The sequence below is a fragment of the Methylomonas rhizoryzae genome, from assembly GCF_008632455.1.
Classification (GTDB): domain Bacteria; phylum Pseudomonadota; class Gammaproteobacteria; order Methylococcales; family Methylomonadaceae; genus Methylomonas; species Methylomonas rhizoryzae.
The window spans coordinates 3,094,011-3,109,241 of the sequence record NZ_CP043929.1 but is presented as its reverse complement, the minus strand read 5'-3'; the positions used below and the strand labels follow the sequence as shown (position 1 = coordinate 3,109,241).

13 protein-coding genes are annotated in these 15,231 nt (G+C 53.0%); 5 read left to right on the top strand and 8 right to left on the bottom strand.

Annotated features, from left to right (window positions below; genetic code table 11):
- Position 1: 1 nt before the first annotated feature.
- From F1E05_RS13820 to F1E05_RS13805, 4 genes are read right to left on the bottom strand one after another with little or no spacing between them, the layout of a single operon-like run.
- Positions 2–664, bottom strand: coding sequence for a glutathione S-transferase (locus F1E05_RS13820; protein ID WP_150049412.1), 663 nt, complete (start codon positions 662–664; stop codon positions 2–4).
- 49 nt (positions 665–713) lie between these two features.
- Positions 714–1,967, bottom strand: a complete 1,254-nt coding sequence (glyA, locus tag F1E05_RS13815) for a serine hydroxymethyltransferase (protein WP_150049410.1) — start codon at positions 1,965–1,967, stop codon at positions 714–716.
- An 11-nt stretch (positions 1,968–1,978) separates the two neighbouring features.
- Positions 1,979–3,328, bottom strand: a complete 1,350-nt coding sequence (locus F1E05_RS13810; protein ID WP_150049408.1) for a glycerate kinase type-2 family protein — start codon at positions 3,326–3,328, stop codon at positions 1,979–1,981.
- Between the two features lie 39 nt (positions 3,329–3,367).
- Positions 3,368–4,225, bottom strand: a complete 858-nt coding sequence (locus F1E05_RS13805; RefSeq protein ID WP_150049406.1) for an NADP-dependent methylenetetrahydromethanopterin/methylenetetrahydrofolate dehydrogenase — start codon at positions 4,223–4,225, stop codon at positions 3,368–3,370.
- Positions 4,226–4,408: 183 nt separating this feature from the next.
- Between F1E05_RS13805 and F1E05_RS13800 the strand changes: the two genes are divergently transcribed.
- The gene (locus F1E05_RS13800) at positions 4,409–5,386 is read left to right on the top strand and encodes a malate dehydrogenase (RefSeq protein WP_150049404.1); all 978 of its coding nucleotides are present in this window, start codon (positions 4,409–4,411) and stop codon (positions 5,384–5,386) included.
- Between the two features lie 50 nt (positions 5,387–5,436).
- Here F1E05_RS13800 and F1E05_RS13795 read toward each other — a convergent pair whose 3' ends face one another.
- From F1E05_RS13795 to F1E05_RS13785, 3 genes are read right to left on the bottom strand one after another with little or no spacing between them, the layout of a single operon-like run.
- On the bottom strand, positions 5,437–6,021 hold the full coding sequence (locus F1E05_RS13795) for a tRNA (mnm(5)s(2)U34)-methyltransferase (RefSeq protein ID WP_150049402.1): 585 nt from the start codon (positions 6,019–6,021) through the stop codon (positions 5,437–5,439).
- On the bottom strand, positions 5,987–7,054 hold the full coding sequence (locus F1E05_RS13790) for an NAD(P)/FAD-dependent oxidoreductase (RefSeq protein WP_150049400.1): 1,068 nt from the start codon (positions 7,052–7,054) through the stop codon (positions 5,987–5,989). The genes F1E05_RS13795 and F1E05_RS13790 overlap by 35 nt, the downstream gene beginning before the upstream one ends.
- Positions 7,044–7,409, bottom strand: coding sequence for a HopJ type III effector protein (locus F1E05_RS13785; protein ID WP_150049398.1), 366 nt, complete (start codon positions 7,407–7,409; stop codon positions 7,044–7,046). Before F1E05_RS13785 ends, F1E05_RS13790 begins: the two co-directional genes overlap by 11 nt.
- 224 nt (positions 7,410–7,633) lie before the next feature.
- Here F1E05_RS13785 and F1E05_RS13780 point away from each other — a divergent pair, with 224 nt between their 5' ends.
- The 4 genes from F1E05_RS13780 to F1E05_RS13765 are packed head-to-tail and all read left to right on the top strand — an operon-like array spanning position 7,634 to position 12,087.
- Positions 7,634–8,251 carry a polysaccharide biosynthesis/export family protein gene (locus tag F1E05_RS13780; protein ID WP_232056656.1) on the top strand — a complete coding sequence of 206 codons (618 nt, stop codon included), beginning with the start codon at positions 7,634–7,636 and terminating at the stop codon, positions 8,249–8,251.
- A gap of 21 nt (positions 8,252–8,272) precedes the next feature.
- On the top strand, positions 8,273–9,550 hold the full coding sequence (locus tag F1E05_RS13775; protein WP_150049396.1) for a porin family protein: 1,278 nt from the start codon (positions 8,273–8,275) through the stop codon (positions 9,548–9,550).
- Between the two features lies 1 nt (position 9,551).
- Positions 9,552–11,294, top strand: coding sequence for a GumC family protein (locus tag F1E05_RS13770; protein ID WP_150049394.1), 1,743 nt, complete (start codon positions 9,552–9,554; stop codon positions 11,292–11,294).
- Positions 11,295–11,310: 16 nt separating this feature from the next.
- Positions 11,311–12,087 (top strand): CpsD/CapB family tyrosine-protein kinase, encoded by a 777-nt coding sequence (locus F1E05_RS13765; protein ID WP_150049392.1) that lies wholly within the window; start codon positions 11,311–11,313, stop codon positions 12,085–12,087.
- A gap of 108 nt (positions 12,088–12,195) precedes the next feature.
- Here F1E05_RS13765 and F1E05_RS13760 read toward each other — a convergent pair whose 3' ends face one another.
- Positions 12,196–14,595, bottom strand: coding sequence for a tetratricopeptide repeat protein (locus F1E05_RS13760; RefSeq protein ID WP_150049390.1), 2,400 nt, complete (start codon positions 14,593–14,595; stop codon positions 12,196–12,198).
- Between the last annotated feature and the right edge of the window lie 636 nt (positions 14,596–15,231).

Genomic DNA, 15,231 nt, shown 5'->3' with positions numbered 1-15,231 from the left:
ATTACGCGGGAAAGTACAGCGCTTCGCTGTCCGGCATCCAGGGCTGATAGAGGGACATGCTGGCTTGAAAGCGTGGCGAATCGACAAAGTTTTGTAACCACAGCCGTAATCGGCCGTAGGGCGAGCGGGCGAACCAGTCGTGGTCGACGGCGGCGAATTGGCGGATGAAGGGGGCGATGGCGGCGTCCGAAATGCCAAATCGTTCGCCGCTTAGATATGCGGCGTTTGCCAATAGATTTTCCAGTTTGGCGAGAAAGACTTCGCCGAGTTCGCGGTAATGTTGCGGCGGATGCTGCGGATAACGGTCGGCATATTTGTAACGGTCCAAATGGCGTTTGAATTCGCCGTCGTTTTCTCTAATGAGGTCGGCGTTGTCGGCTGAGGTCCAAGCGGTCAGCCAGCGTTCCGGGTCGTGCCGATCCAGCGCCCACAGCATGATGTCCAAGCTTTCGTCTATCACCCGGCCGTCGGCGAGGACCAGTACGGGGACCGTGCCTTTAGCCGATGCGGCAAGCAGGGCGGCCGGTTTGTTTCGTAGCGCCACTTCGCGTAACTGCACCCTGATTCCGGCACTGGCAAGCGCCAATCTGGCCCGCATCGCATAAGGGCAGCGGCGAAAGCTATAGAAAATCGGGCAGGTGCTGTGGAGTGCGGAGGCCGGCATTGGCGTCAAGACCGGACGGCTCCTTGTGGAACCGTCCGCATACGGGGAGTCAGGCATAAACCGGAAAACGCGCGCACAAATCCGCGACTTTGGTGCGTACTGCGGCAATCACGCTGTCGTCGTCCAGGTGGTCCAACACGTCGCACATCAAGCCGGCGATTTCCCGGACCTCGGCCTCTTTGAAGCCGCGGGTCGTGGGTGCCGGGGTGCCGACTCGAATGCCGCTGGTTACGAAGGGGGATTGCGGATCGTTGGGCACGGCGTTTTTATTGACGGTGATGTGGGCGCGGCCCAGCGCGGCGTCGGCGGCTTTGCCGGTGATGCCTTTGGCGATCAGCGATACCAGCATCAGATGGTTGTCGGTGCCGCCGGATACCACGTCGTAGCCGCGCTGCATGAAAACTTCCGCCATTGCCCGGGCGTTGGCGACCACTTGTTGTTGATAGGCCTTGAATTCCGGGGTCATGGCTTCCTTAAATGCCACGGCTTTGGCGGCGATCACGTGCATTAGCGGGCCGCCTTGAATGCCGGGGAAAATGTTGGAGTTGAGTTTTTTCTCCAACTCCGGGTTGCTTTTACACAAAATCAGCCCGCCGCGCGGGCCGCGCAAGGATTTATGGGTGGTGCTGGTTACCACGTCGGCGATCGGTACCGGGTTGGGATATAACCCGGCCGCGACCAAGCCGGCGACGTGAGCCATGTCGACCACGAAGTAAGCGCCGACCCGGTCGGCGATGTCGCGAAAGCGTTGCCAATCCCAAATGCGCGAATAGGCCGAGAAGCCGGCTACTATCATTTTCGGCTTGTGCTCCAAGGCCAAGGCTTCGACTTGCTCGTAGTCGATTTCGCCGCTCGCGGGATTCAGCCCGTACTGCACTGCGTTGTAAAGTTTGCCGGAAAAATTGGGCTTGGCGCCATGGGTCAAATGGCCGCCGTCCGCCAGGCTCAAGCCTAGGATGGTATCGCCCGGTTGCACCAGCGCCATGAATACCGCCATGTTGGCTTGCGAGCCGGAGTGCGCTTGCACGTTGGCGTAGTCGGCCCCGAACAAAGCCTTGGCGCGGTCTATTGCCAGCTGTTCGACAATGTCCACATATTCGCAGCCGCCGTAATAGCGTTTTTCCGGATAACCTTCCGCATATTTGTTGGTCAGCAAGGTGCCTTGCGCTTCCAGAACGCGCGGGCTGGCATAGTTTTCCGAGGCGATCAATTCGATGTGGTCTTCCTGGCGTTTGCGTTCCTGTTGTATCGCCGCGTATAAATCCGGGTCGAATTCTTCGATAGTCATGGCTGGGGTGAACATGCGCTTGCTCCTTAGTAGGGGGGATATGCGGAAAAAGGGGATAGCAATAAAATTTGGATATCGGCGACATTGGTGCCGGTAGCGCGGGTTTTCAACAGCGCGTCGGCGGCGGCGAGCGCCGTGTAGGCGTCGTTGTCCCGTAACGCGGCGGCAGGATCGATGCCGGCCGCGCGAATGCGGGGCAAGGTTTGGGCATCGACTATGGCGCCGGCCGCGTCGGTTGGGCCGTCCCGGCCGTCGGTGCCGGCGCTTAAAAACACCCAGTTGTACGGCCAATCGTACGCTTCGGCGGCAATCGCAAAGGCCAGCGCGAACTCCTGATTGCGCCCGCCGCGGCCGCGGCCGGTTACGGTTACCGTGGATTCCCCGCCGGCTATCCAGGCCTCCGGTAGATTGAATGGGTCGGACTCCGTCTGGACCTGCCCTGCCCAGGCCGTTGCCAGTTTGCGGGCTTCGCCGGTGAGCTGTTGGTGGTAAATCCGAGTGACAAAACCGGCCTGTTCGGCGGAGCGGGCCGCGGCGGCTACGCTTAGGCCGTTACTGCCGACTAGGGTGTAGGAAGCCTGTGCCAGCCTCGGATCTCCCGGTTTCAGCGTTTCCTCGCATAAGCCCTCCGCGCCTTTGCGCAGGTGTTCGCACACCGACGGCGGCGTATTCGGGCGGATGCCGGTTTGGTCGAGAACGCGTATGGCATCGGCATAACTGCTGGGATCGGCGACGCTGGGGCCGCTGGCTATCGCGCTGAGGTCGTCGCCTATTACATCGGACAGAATCAAGGCGTGCAAATCGGCAGGCGCGGCCAACTTGGTCATGCCGCCGCCTTTCAGCAGCGACAAGTGTTTGCGCACGCAATTGATCTGACCGATGTCGGCGCCGCTGTGCAGCAATAATTGCGTAGTCGCGATTTTATCGCTTAAACCGACGCCCGCAACCGGATACGGCAACAACGCCGATGCGCCGCCCGAGATCAACAGCAACACCAACTCCCGGCTTTGGGCGGCTTGCAAACGGGCAGCGATTTTTTCAGCCGCTGCCAAGCCGTTCCGGTCCGGCAACGGGTGGCCTGCGGTCATAAGCTCGACGTTAGGCAAGGGTGCGGCGTTTTCGACGGTCGTTACCAATAACCCGGGTTGAGTCAGTTGTTCGGCGGGGATGACGGCTTGCGCGGCGGCGGCCATCGCGACAGCGGCCTTGCCGAACGCGATAAGATGAATTTTGCGCCAATGGCCGCTACGCATCCCGCCGTCCGCCAACGCTAGATTCAGGCGGTCGTTTGAGTAGCTTAGGTTGCGCCGTACCGCTAGGCTTGGGTCGGCGGCGTCTAGGCCGGCCTTGAAAAACTCAAGGCTTAACGCCTTCATAGAAGTTGTCGCTGCAGACACTGCTTGCCCGAAACTGACTTAAGCCATTTGCTTGGCGAGCGCGAAAATGATTTCCGCGTCCAAGACTTGTTTGTTGTTTTCGAAAAGCTTGGCGATACAGGCTCGATGCAAGGCTAGTTTCAAGGTGCCGAAGCCGATAGCGCCCCAGACGATTTTGCCGTGGCGAGGTTCGCCCTTATCCATCACGTCGGTACCGCCTATGCCCACCGGCGGCGTCGCGTTGGCGTCGGCCAATACTTCCAGGTTGGGATTGTCGCGCCAGTGCTCTTCTCTCAGTAGTTCGACGCCGGCGGCGCCGGTGGCCAGGACGATGTTGGCGTGTTGAATCGCATGGGCGCGGGCGTCCAAATCCGCGGCTTCGATCGGCGTGAGGTTTACCCCGAAACGCTCTTGCATCGCGAAGCAGGCTTTTTCCGCGTTGAAAATATGCCGCGAGGTGATGCCGACCTCGGCGCCTTCCAGAGCCATCATGGCGGCCGCCCGTTGACCAACCGGGCCGGTGCCGGCCAAAACCACGGCCTTTTTACCTTTGAGGCCGGTGCTGGAGGCAATTTTGGCGACGGCTGCCGCCGCTGTGGTATTGCTGCCGTTGCTGTCCAGCATGACCGACACTTGAAAGCCCGGGAAAAAATGTTGCTGAACCGCCGCGAGTAAGTTTTGCCCGGCCTCCATATTGCTGCCGCCTATGAATATGGCGGTTTTTTTCTTGTCTTTCGGGGCGCGGGTAAAAATGCAGCCGTCGACCAATCCCCCCACGTTGTCGGGGGTGACGTTCCCGTGGCCGATCACGCGGTCGGCTCCGCCGTCGTAGGCCACGACGGTATCGAAACTCGAAAAAAACGGGTCGGTATCGAATTGGAACAACAGTTTTTTCATCTAGTCTTCCTAAGCAAAAAGCAACTATTTAGGGCTTTATTATACAGGATAAGGCTAGCCGCACTCCCCACAATCCATGCGGGTCAGCCCAAACGGAATGTGGTATCGTTGCCGGATACGCCAGAGGCGGAGCGGTATATCGTCGTAGCGCCCGTCCATTAATTTCGACACCAAAGGTATCCAATGAAAACACCAGTTGATATTGCCGTTACCGGCGCTGCGGGCCAAATCAGTTATTCGTTGTTGTTCAGGCTTGCGGCGGGTGATTTGTTGGGACCGGAACAACCGATCGTGTTGCGCTTGTTGGAAATTACCCCGGCGCTGCAAGCGCTGAAAGGGGTGGTGATGGAACTTACCGATTGTGCGTTTCCGCTGTTGCATAAGATTGTGGTGACCGACGATCCCAGAGTGGCGTTCGAAAACGTGGATTATGCCTTTCTTGTCGGCGCCAGACCGCGCACACAAGGTATGTTGCGTAGCGATTTGTTGTCGCAGAACGCGGAAATCTTTTTGGTGCAAGGCCGGGCTTTGAACGATGTGGCGAGCCGCAACGTCAAGGTTCTGGTCACCGGCAATCCCGCCAATACCAATGCATTTTTAGCGTATCAAAGCGCTCCCGATTTGGCGCCCGAATGTTTCGCCGCGATGACGATGCTGGATCACACCCGGGCAATTAGCCAGCTTGCGCAAAAATGCGGGGTACGCACGCTGGAGGTAAAAAACGTGATAGTTTGGGGCAATCATTCCTGTACGCAATATCCCGATTTGCATCACGCCAAAGTTAAAGGGCAGGATGCGTTGTCGCTGGTAGAGGCGTCTTGGTTTAAGGACGAATTCATGCCCACCGTACAGTTTCGCGGCACCGAAGTGATCAAGGTAAGAGGGCAATCCAGCGCGGCTTCCGCGGCCAACGCGGCCATTTTGCACATGGCTACCTGGATCAACGGTACCGATGCCGGCGATTGGGTGAGTATGGCCGTACCGTCGGACGGTAGTTACGGTATCGAATCCGGTTTGGTGTATTCGTTTCCGGTTGTGGTGAGGGACGGGCAATACAGCATCGTTAAAGGCTTGGATTTGAACGAATTCAGTTTGGACAAGCTGCGGGCGAATCAAGCCGAACTCATCGAGGAACGCCAGGCGGTGAAACATTTGTTGTAAGCGAGGAGGCTAAGCCGGCATGGCTGGGTATTGATATCCTCAGCCGGTTTCTACCTTTCCATCGGCTTTTTTTCGACAACGAACAAGCGGGGGGCGCTCGGGGTGGGATGCTGGGAAGCTAGCGTTCGGACCTGGTAGTCTTGCGCCGGTAAGCTGTAGAGGTAATGTTCGACGGCGTCGGTTTCCAAGGCTCCTTCCGGGTGTCCGGGGTAAGCCAGGATGCTGATTAAACCATGAGCCGAGGCCATCTCGGCGGCAACGGCTATGGCCTTAACGGTATTGGCCGTTTGCGTCGTGATTGTTTTGTCGCCGCCCGGCAAATAGCCCAAATTGAACATTGTTACTTTGATCTTGCCATGACTGTCGGCAGGGATAGTCCGGCCCATCTGGCTGTGATCGACGTTGAATAGGGCCGTTCTCGCCGTCATGCCCTGTTGTGCCAACTTATCCGCGGTTTTGCGCAAAGCCCGGCTTTGAATGTCGAAACCGAAAACTCGGCCGCTATCGCCTACGCATCGGGCTAAAAACAGGGTATCGTGGCCGTTGCCCACCGTGGCGTCTATCGCACGATCGCCGGGACGCAAGATGGTTTCGATTAATTCATGCGCTGTGCGGGTCAATGAAACTCTGGTCATAGTAGCGACGGATATCGGCTTGTTTCGGCAACGCAACCCCCTCTTGCAAGTGCGCGGCAAAGCGCTCGGCGTACCAAGGAATGCTCAGGCTACCTTTGGCGCCGAAGCCGTTAAAAATATGTAAATTAGGATGATGCGGATGGGTACCGATCAAGGGTTGCTTATCCAGCGTGGTCGGGCGGACGCCGGCTGCGTGTTGAACGACTTCAGCCCGCGCCAGGTCAGGGTAGACGGCTTGCAGGCGGGTAAGCAATTGCCGGCGCGTTTCAGGGTTGGGGCGTGTGTCGCTGAACTTGGGACTGAAGCTGGCGCCGACTTTGAACGTTTCCGGCCCGATGGGTAACAGCCAGTTACCGTAGTTGAGTATGCGGTTGGGCGTGTGCCGTTCGGAAACGCAAGTAATAATTTCGCCTTTGGCGGGTTGAAACGGTAATAAGCCGAACCAAGGATTTTTGCCGCCCCGGTAACCTTCGCAAAATACGATGTGGCGGGGCCGAACGTCACGCCAGGACAAACCGGCTTGCAGGGTAATTTCGGCGTAGTCCAGTCGAGTTTGTCGATAGATTCCTCGTTCCATAAAATAATCGCGCAGGCTGTCCAGCAACAAGCCGGTATTTAGATAACCGGTTTGTTTTTGCACCACCACCCCTAAAGGCGCCTGGACGGGTTCGGGATAATCGCATTCCGTTTGCAAAAATTCTCGATAGCGGGGATCGAGCAGGCGGCGCTCGGCATATTGCCGTTCCCGCTCGGTTTGCAGGATGCGCAACATATTCAACGGAATAAAAAAAGTCCGGGCGAAATGAACGGCAAACTGTCGATAACAACGTTCGGCAAACGGTAACAGCGCGGCGATTTCCGGATTTAGATTCAAGCGTTGTCCGCTTACCGGATTGATTAAGCCGGCAGCTACCCGCGAGGCGTTAAATTCGCCGTCGTCTATCACAAGTACGCTAAAATGCCGGCGAAGCGAATACCACGCCAACAGACTGCCGGCCAAGCCTTGTCCGACGATTAGAAGATCAACCGGCACGCAAATCTTTGGCGGCGAGCGCCTGGCCTTCAAAGCGGATGCCGGCCCAGCCGTCCCGCATGAAGGTTCGAATGTTTTGATGGTCGTTGCCGCCGGGGTTATTCAGCACGTCCTGCCGATAATAAGCGCCGAACAAGGTCAAGGTTTGGGTTTGATTAAAGTCGTGTAACAAAGCGAATGCAAAAATCTTGCAAGAGCCTTCGTTCGTGCCGGCCGGGTTATGGATGGGCTTGTCGATTCCGTTAGTAAAATCAACCGGTTGATAGTGATAGTGTTCGGCGATGATAGCCATGGTGTCTTGGAAATCTACATCGTTTCCGGTTTTTACCCGCTGAACAAAGTCATTTAGCATCATAGAGTTACTTAGTTTAGTTGTTGGATTATGTCAATCGCTGGCATATACTTGCACTCGGTGCGCGATTCGAGGATAGCCCGAATCCAGCCGTGTAAAACCTTGGATAGTAACGAAATCGAGTCGTTAAAGTTATTGTTACATTTCGAGCATACACTGTCGATTTAGCCGTGTTTACAGGAATCGAGTCGCGGTGCATTTTTCAACGTTATAGAAAGGAATGCGTTTTGAAACAGTTACTTAATCTTGTCTTTGCGTTTTTGCTAGTTAACTATTCCGCTTTCGCCGATTCTGAAACTCCCGCAACTACCGTTCCTACCGCTAACGACGTTCTGGTGCTGAAAGAACCGGCCGGTACGCCCAATTACTTGCTTTCTCCGGGAGATGCGTTGGAAATTACGGTCTGGAAGGAAGAGGGATTGCAGCAACAGCAATTTTTGATCGGCCCGGACGGAACGATAGATTTTCCGTTAGTCGGCAGTCTTAACGCCGCCGGCAGGACCATTAGCGACTTGAAGCAGCTGCTGAGCTTCAAGCTGGCCGATTATATCGCCGATCCGTCCGTCAGCGTTAAATTACTGAACAACCAAGGCAATGCGATTTTTGTGATCGGTAAAGTCAATAAACCCGGGCAAGTCTACGCGGCAAGACGGATAGACGTATTGCAGGCTTTAAGCATGGCGGGCGGGTTAACGGTATTCGCCGACGAAGATAACATCAGCGTACTGCGCCGGTCCGGCGATAAGGTTACCGTATTTCCGTTCGATTACGACGACGTGATCGACGGCGATCATCTGGAGCAAAACATACTGTTGGAGCCCGGAGATACGGTTACGGTGCCTTAGGACGAGGTGAGCTTGTTTTCCATGAAGATCAAAACGGAATTGACTCTGCCGGCCATGCTGATGGTATGCGCTAATTGTCAGGCAATCGATTGGCTATTCGATCCGTCGTTCGGTGTCAAGGAACGGTATACCGACAACCTGCGGATGCAGATCAAGCCTAACCGCGATAATTTTATTACTACGATTTCGCCTGGAATATTGCTGGGTTATATCGGCGAAAATCACGAATTGAAAACCAACTTTCATTGGAACGAAATTATTTATCACGACGAATCGGAATTGGATTTTTCCGAGAAAATTGCCGATTTTAATCACCAATTTACCGCAGAGCGTTTCAAGACCGGTTTGAGCGCTCGTTATGCCGAAGAGTCTTCGATCAATACTCAATTGGATTTGGACGGTAACGGTAATTTGCAATTGCAAATTCCTAAAACCACCCAATCGATTAGTCCTAACTTAACCTACAGCTTAACCGAACGCGATTCGGTGCAACTGGCTTATTCGTATCTGGACGTTGCCTATCAACGCGATCCGCAAAAAAATGCCAGTCAATTCTATTCCGATTATACCAACGGCCAAGTATCGGCCATGCTGACGCATGGGGTTTCTTCGCGATTTTCGGTGAATTTTACCGGTAGTTTTGCCCGGTTTTCCACGAGCGGTGAGTATCCGCCGGTGGTCAGCAACGGCACGAGTATCGTTACGGCTTATAGTCAGGAATCGGATACCTTCACCTACCAAGCGGGGTTGAAATACGCGTATGACGAACGGACGCTGTTTACGTTGTCCGGAGGTATCCGTAACACCGATAGTACCAGCGTCACTAGTCAGACGGTCCAATTTCTGGATTTTCCCGTATCCAGCACGGTAGCCGAGCAAACTTCCAGTGCCAGCGGTAACGTGTTTTCCGCAGGTATCAATCGCAAGTACGATTGGGGTAGTATCGACATTAATGCCGGCCAACAGTTGACTCCGGCCAGTACCGGCGGTCAAAGGGACACGACTTCCGTTTCTTTAAACGCGCGTTATCAATTTGATGAGCGTTGGAGTTCCGGGCTGGAAGCCAGTTATCTGCAATCGGACCGGACGCTCGCGCAAGCAGGAAATTTTTTCAGCAACAACCGTACTTATATGACTTTTACGCCGAATATTCGTTGGCGTTGGACTGAAGACATCGATTTACGCTTGTCCTATTCTTACCGGCAACAGGAATATTCGTCGGTCGGTCAAGCTGCAGTGGGAAATGACGTCTTTTTACAATTTTCGTATCAACCTCAAATTAATCGGCAGGTGAAATAGCGTGGAAACTCAAGTACTCGATGTTAAGGACTATCTGAAAATCGTCAAAAAACGCCGAAAATACCTAATCATTCCTACCGTTGTTCTCGTGCTGCTGAGCATCATTTTGGCGGTGGCCTTGCCGTCGGTTTACCGCTCTACCGCGACTATTTTGATCGAGGAACAGGAAATTCCCTCCGATTTGGTCAAATCCACCGTCACTACCTTTGCCGATCAAAGGATACAGGTGATTAGCCAGCGCATTATGTCCAGGGCCAATTTGACCGACATCATCAAAAAATACGATCTCTACGCCGACGACAGGCAGACCAAGACCGAAGAAGTGATACTCGAAAAAATGCGGGAAAGCATTAGTGTGGAAAATATCAGCGCGGACGTGATAGACCCGCGCAGAGGCGTTCCGACTAAAGCGACCATCGCTTTTATTTTGTCGTTCGACGATAAATCGCCCAATTTAGCGCAAAAAGTGGCGAATGAATTGACTTCGCTGTTCTTGAAAGAAAACATCAAGTCCAGAACCGAGTCGGCCGAAAATGCCGCGTTGTTTTTGAGCGAAGAAGCGCGGCGGTTGAAAGCCAAAATTCAACAGCTGCAAGCCGATCTGGCCGGATTCAAGGAAAAGCATTTGCGCCAATTGCCCGAGGTCAATCAACTCAACATGCAGGAGCTGACTGCCTTAAACAATCAACTGTTGAGTTTGGATAGTCAGGAGCGTTCGGCGCAGGAGCGGCGCTTCTACCTGGAAGGCCAATTAGCGCAGATCGACCCGAACGCGATGTCGGTCAATGCCGCCGGCAGCCGGGTTTTCGGGATGCGGGATCGATTGAAGGAGTTGCAGTCTCAATACCCTTCGATGGTGGCCCGATATTCGGACAGCCACCCGGACGTGGTGAAGACTAAACGGGAAATCGAATCCTTACAAAAAGAAATCGGTTCCAACCTGGACGCGAATAAAATCAATGCCGAAGTCATCGATAAAAAGGCGCAATTGGCGCAGATGTTGAAGCAATACTCCGAAAAACATCCGGATATACAAAAATTGCAAAAAGAGATCAATGCTTTGCAACAGACTTTAGTTGATAGTAAACCCAGCGAGTATGCTGCGGTTGATTTGGAACCGGATAACCCTGCCTACATTACCCTTAAAGCGCAATTGGAAGGCGTCAACACGGATATTAAATCCTTGGGCTTTACCCGCGAAGAGGTGAAAAAGAAGATCAACGAATTACGCAATAATCTGATGCAAGGCCCATTGGTCGAAAAAGACTATATGGACATGGTGCAGGAGTTGAACAACACCAATCAAAGGTATCAAGAAGTCAGTGCCAGGGAGATGGAAGCCCAAATTTCCCAGCAGTTGGAGCTGGAAAAGAAAGGCGAGCGTTTCACCCTGATCGATCCGCCGCAAGAGCCTTTGCAGCCGGTTAGTCCGAATCGCCTGGCGATTTTGTTGCTGGGCGTGATACTTTCCGTGGCTTGCGGGATAGGTTCGGTGATGTTGGTGGAGGTCGTGGATTCCAGTATCCACAGCGAGAAAAACATTCTGATGATTATGGGGACTGCGCCTTTAGCGACTATTCCGTACTTGGAAAGTAGTGCGGAGCGCGAGCAATATCGCAAACGTCAGCAACTAATATTGATAGGAGCCGGTGTTTCGGCATTGATTGCCGCTTTGCTATTTCATTTTCTGTTCATGCCGTTGGACGTGTTTTGGTACAAACTGCTACGGGTAGCCGGCTTATAAAGCGACGAGATTAATTATGAGTTCCTTAGAAAAATTTGCGGAAAAATCCACTGCACCAATCATGCCGACAAGTCCGTCGACGCAAGACGGATTGAGCGTGGCCTATAAACAAACTCGCGTGCAGACGTCTGAGCACGCATTGTTAAAAGAGAATCGGATCATTTCCGCTTTCCCGCCGGGCAAATGGCTGGAATCGTTTCGAATGTTGCGTACCCGTTGCTTGCAAAGCATGGATGCTATGGAATGGAAAACACTGGCTATTACCAGTACCCATAGCACCAGCGGCAACACCCTGACTGCGGTCAATTTGGCCATCAGTATTGCGATGGAGCTGGATAGAACGGCGTTGTTGGTCGACGCGAATTTCGTCGATCCGGGTGTCGGCAAGTTATTCGGCTTATCCGCTCAAACCGGCTTGGGCGATTATTTGCTGCACGATAAGGAATTGAGCGAAATCTTGATCAATCCGGGCATCGAGCGTTTGGTAGTGCTACCGGCCGGTAAGCCTTTGTTTAATTCCACAGAAATGCTGCATTCGCCGAAAATGGTGCGCTTGGTGGAGGAGCTGAAAAGCCGTTATCCGTCGCGCACCATCATTTTCGACATGCCGCCGCTGTTGTCTCACGACGATACCTTGGGATTCGCCCCTTACGTCGATTGCGTACTGTTGGTGGTCGAAGAGGGTAAAACTAAAACCGAGGAGCTAAAACACGCCGCCGGTTTGCTGAAAGATTGCAATATTCTCGGCACCGTATTCAACAAAGCGACCGATAAGAAAATTCCGTTCGAATAAAATCGGGTTTTGCCTGACCCGGCTTAATCAACTTTGACCAAGCCGCCGGTGCGAACCCGCTCCGGCGGCTTATGGCGTATCCGCCGGATGGGGGCATTCCGGTTATCCTTACTGACCTTGAGCCAATTTATCCAGCATTTGCTTGGCTTGCTCTTTGCCTTCGAAGTTGCCTTTAGCTTCCGTGGCTTTCTCGAAATACGTTTTGGCCTCGGTAACGGCATTTTCCTTAACGTAAACCATGCCCATGTGATAGTTGGTAATCGGTAGGTTAGGTTCCAATTCCAGCGATTTACGCAAATGCGCTTTCGCTTCTTCGAGTTTGCCTTGTTGATAAGCTATCCAGCCCACGGTATCCAAAAAGCTGGCGTTGTTGGATTTGGCCAATGGTTCGGCTAACCCTGCAGCGCGTTGCAGATTTTCCGGCGTATTGGCGTAGTCGGAAAGGTAACTGGCCAGATTGTTTACCGCGACTGCCGAATTGGGATGTTTTTGATAGGAGGCTTCGTACAAGGCCAATACTTTGTCGTGTTCCCCGGCCCCGTGATACAGTCTGGCCAGGTCTTCCACCAATTCCAAGGCACCGTTGGTTTTTTCTATGCCTTGCTCGTAGGCTTTGATGGCGTCGGTTTTATTCTTTTGCATTAACGCAACCAACGCTAAATTCCGATAAGGGCTGAACCAGTCGGACTTTAGGTCGCGGGCTTTTACAAATGCGGCTTTGGCATCGGCAAGCTTTTGATCCGCTAAATAGACGCCGCCCAACAGGTTATAGGCAATGAAGTGATTCGGATAGGCTTTAATGACCTGCTGCAATTCCGCTACGGCTTTCGCTGCCTGTTTTTGCGCCAAATACGTTTTGGTCAACTCCGTTAGGGGTTCTATGGCATCCGGTTTTTGACTCAACGCCTGTTTGAATTTGTCAATGGCATTGTCCAATTTGCCTTCGGCTTGATAGGCGAGGGCCGACATGTAGTTGCCGGTAGCTTCGTTCGGGAAGGCTTCCACGATCCGCGCGGCCGCCGATTGAGCGTTACTCCATTGTTTTTTGGCTACTTCCAGTTTGAACAGCGTTTCCAGGCCTTTCTTGCTGTCCGGTTTGACTTTCAACAACGCTTCCAGTTGTTGTCTGGCTTGCTCTTCCTTGCCGGCTTTCATGTGCAAATTGACTAAATCCAGCCTGGCTATTTCGTCTCCCGGGGCCAGGGAAACCACTTTTTCCATTTGCTCTTTGGCCAGCTCCGGTTCTTCGTTACGCAAGTGCGCGGCTGCCAATAGCTTTAACACGTTGAGATTGTTGGGCTGGTCAACCAACACCGAACGGAAATCGGCGATGGCTTCCGGGGTTTTGTTTTCGGCTAACGCGAATTGCCCGCGTAAGGTTAAACCTTCCGCATCTCTTGGATTGGCGTCTAAAACCTCTTTAACCAGGGCTTTGGCCTCGTCGCCGCGTTTGGTCAACATATATAAGGACGCGATTTTATTGCGAGCGCTGATGCCGTTCGGCCCCAGCTTGTCTTGCTCGACGATTTCTTTCAGCGTTTGTTCGGCTTTTTCTGCGTCTTTACCGGTCAAATACAGCGAAGCCAGCTTGAATTTCAAGCTATAGGCGTCGGGTTTGGCGGCAATCATCGGTAGCAGTTCGGAAATTGCAACTTCCGCCCCACGCTTTTCCACCAAAAAGTCTAATAAATTGTTCCGGGCGTTTTCGTTTTCCGGTAATTTTTGCACTGCTTCTCTTAAGCTGGCTTCGGCGGCATCCAATTGATTGGTGCGGACTTGAAACAGCGCCAAATTTTTGTAATGTTGCACCTCGTTGGGTTGAAGCAGCAAAATCTGTTTTAATTGTTCCTCAGCTTCCGGATTACGCTGATTTTTTGCATAAATATTGACCAGCATCGAACGGAGCGGAATGTTGTCGGCGTGTTTTTCCACGGCTTGCTGCATTAGGTCTATAGCCTGCTGGTCCGAGCCGGATTTCAACAACACCGAGGTTTTCATCAACAATGCCGAGACGTCGTCCGGGCTGAGTTGCAAGGCTTTGTCGATTGTTGCGGCAGAATTGCCCGTTTCGTTTTTTGCCAATTGAATGCCGGCCTTTAACACCAAAGCTTCCACGTTGTCAGGCGCTTTGCTCAAGGCTTCGTCGGTCATTTTCTCGGCGTCCGGCAATGCCCGGTTCAGCAACAGTAATTGTCCAACCCGAATCCGCGCCATCACGTGATTTTCGTCGTTTTGCACAATGGTGTTGTACTCGCGGAAGGCGTTTTCGATTTTGCCTTGTTTGCTCAAGGTTTCCGCCATTTGGAAATGGCCTTCCCAATTTTTCGGATCGATTTGCAGCACGTTCTTGAAAGCCAATTGGGCTTTCTCGTAATCGCCGGCTTGGAATAGCTGTCTGCCTTCCTCCATGTACTTCGCTTTGCGCTCTTCGGCGCCGTTACAGGCTACTATACCCACGCTTAATACGGCGATTCCTAAATTTCTGAAAACGGATTTTTTATCATTCATGTACATCGTGATTCCATTTGCTGGGGGTTAGGTGAGAAACGTCCTGAAATATTCCTGATTTAAAGCATGAATCGAATTCAAACTACTCGCTTAAATACTCTTGTCGGTTAAATCGGCTTGTAAGCAACGAATCGCCCGCGTGGCTTCAACGATTGTCCCATTAACGGTTGCCGCTTTATTTGATCGAACGCACTTTATAGAAGAAACGCAGGTCGCGAGTCAAAAGCATCGTTCGATAGAGCGGTTAGGTGACAAGGAAAAAAGCTGAAATGCCGAGGTGCGAATGTCTGTAAAACTTTGAGTGCTCGCATCCATACGTTATCTGTAGTTCGGGATTGTAACGTAATAATGATGAGGAAAAGTTTACATTATCCCGCGCGAACTTCGCGCCTCTGCGTCAAGTTGTCGCAGAGGCGGCTTAACAAAGCAACGGGTATTCCGGTGGGATAGTCAAACCCGGTTTAAGGTAGATTTGAATCCGACGGCTCAGTCGCGTTTCATCCGTTCTATGATGCTGAAGTGTCTGGAATTTCGTAAGCGCTCCAAGCACGGGGCCTTGCAGCCCCGGCGTAAATCTTGTTTGCTTGGCGTAATTTGCGATGCCCGCACTCCTACGTTCTGATTCGTGCCGATTCG

Bases quoted from the DNA above. Each gene is read 5' to 3' on its own strand.
- F1E05_RS13810 (WP_150049408.1), bottom strand. From the start codon at position 3,328: ATGAAGGCGTTAAGCCTTGAGTTTTTCAAGGCCGGCCTAGACGCCGCC.
- F1E05_RS13765 (WP_150049392.1), top strand. From the start codon at position 11,311: ATGAGTTCCTTAGAAAAATTTGCGGAAAAATCCACTGCACCAATCATG.
- F1E05_RS13760 (WP_150049390.1), bottom strand. From the start codon at position 14,595: ATGAATGATAAAAAATCCGTTTTCAGAAATTTAGGAATCGCCGTATTA.
- F1E05_RS13800 (WP_150049404.1), top strand. From the start codon at position 4,409: ATGAAAACACCAGTTGATATTGCCGTTACCGGCGCTGCGGGCCAAATC.
- F1E05_RS13805 (WP_150049406.1), bottom strand. From the start codon at position 4,225: ATGAAAAAACTGTTGTTCCAATTCGATACCGACCCGTTTTTTTCGAGT.
- F1E05_RS13775 (WP_150049396.1), top strand. From the start codon at position 8,273: ATGAAGATCAAAACGGAATTGACTCTGCCGGCCATGCTGATGGTATGC.
- F1E05_RS13795 (WP_150049402.1), bottom strand. From the start codon at position 6,021: ATGACCAGAGTTTCATTGACCCGCACAGCGCATGAATTAATCGAAACC.
- glyA (WP_150049410.1), bottom strand. From the start codon at position 1,967: ATGTTCACCCCAGCCATGACTATCGAAGAATTCGACCCGGATTTATAC.
- F1E05_RS13785 (WP_150049398.1), bottom strand. From the start codon at position 7,409: ATGATGCTAAATGACTTTGTTCAGCGGGTAAAAACCGGAAACGATGTA.
- F1E05_RS13820 (WP_150049412.1), bottom strand. From the start codon at position 664: ATGCCGGCCTCCGCACTCCACAGCACCTGCCCGATTTTCTATAGCTTT.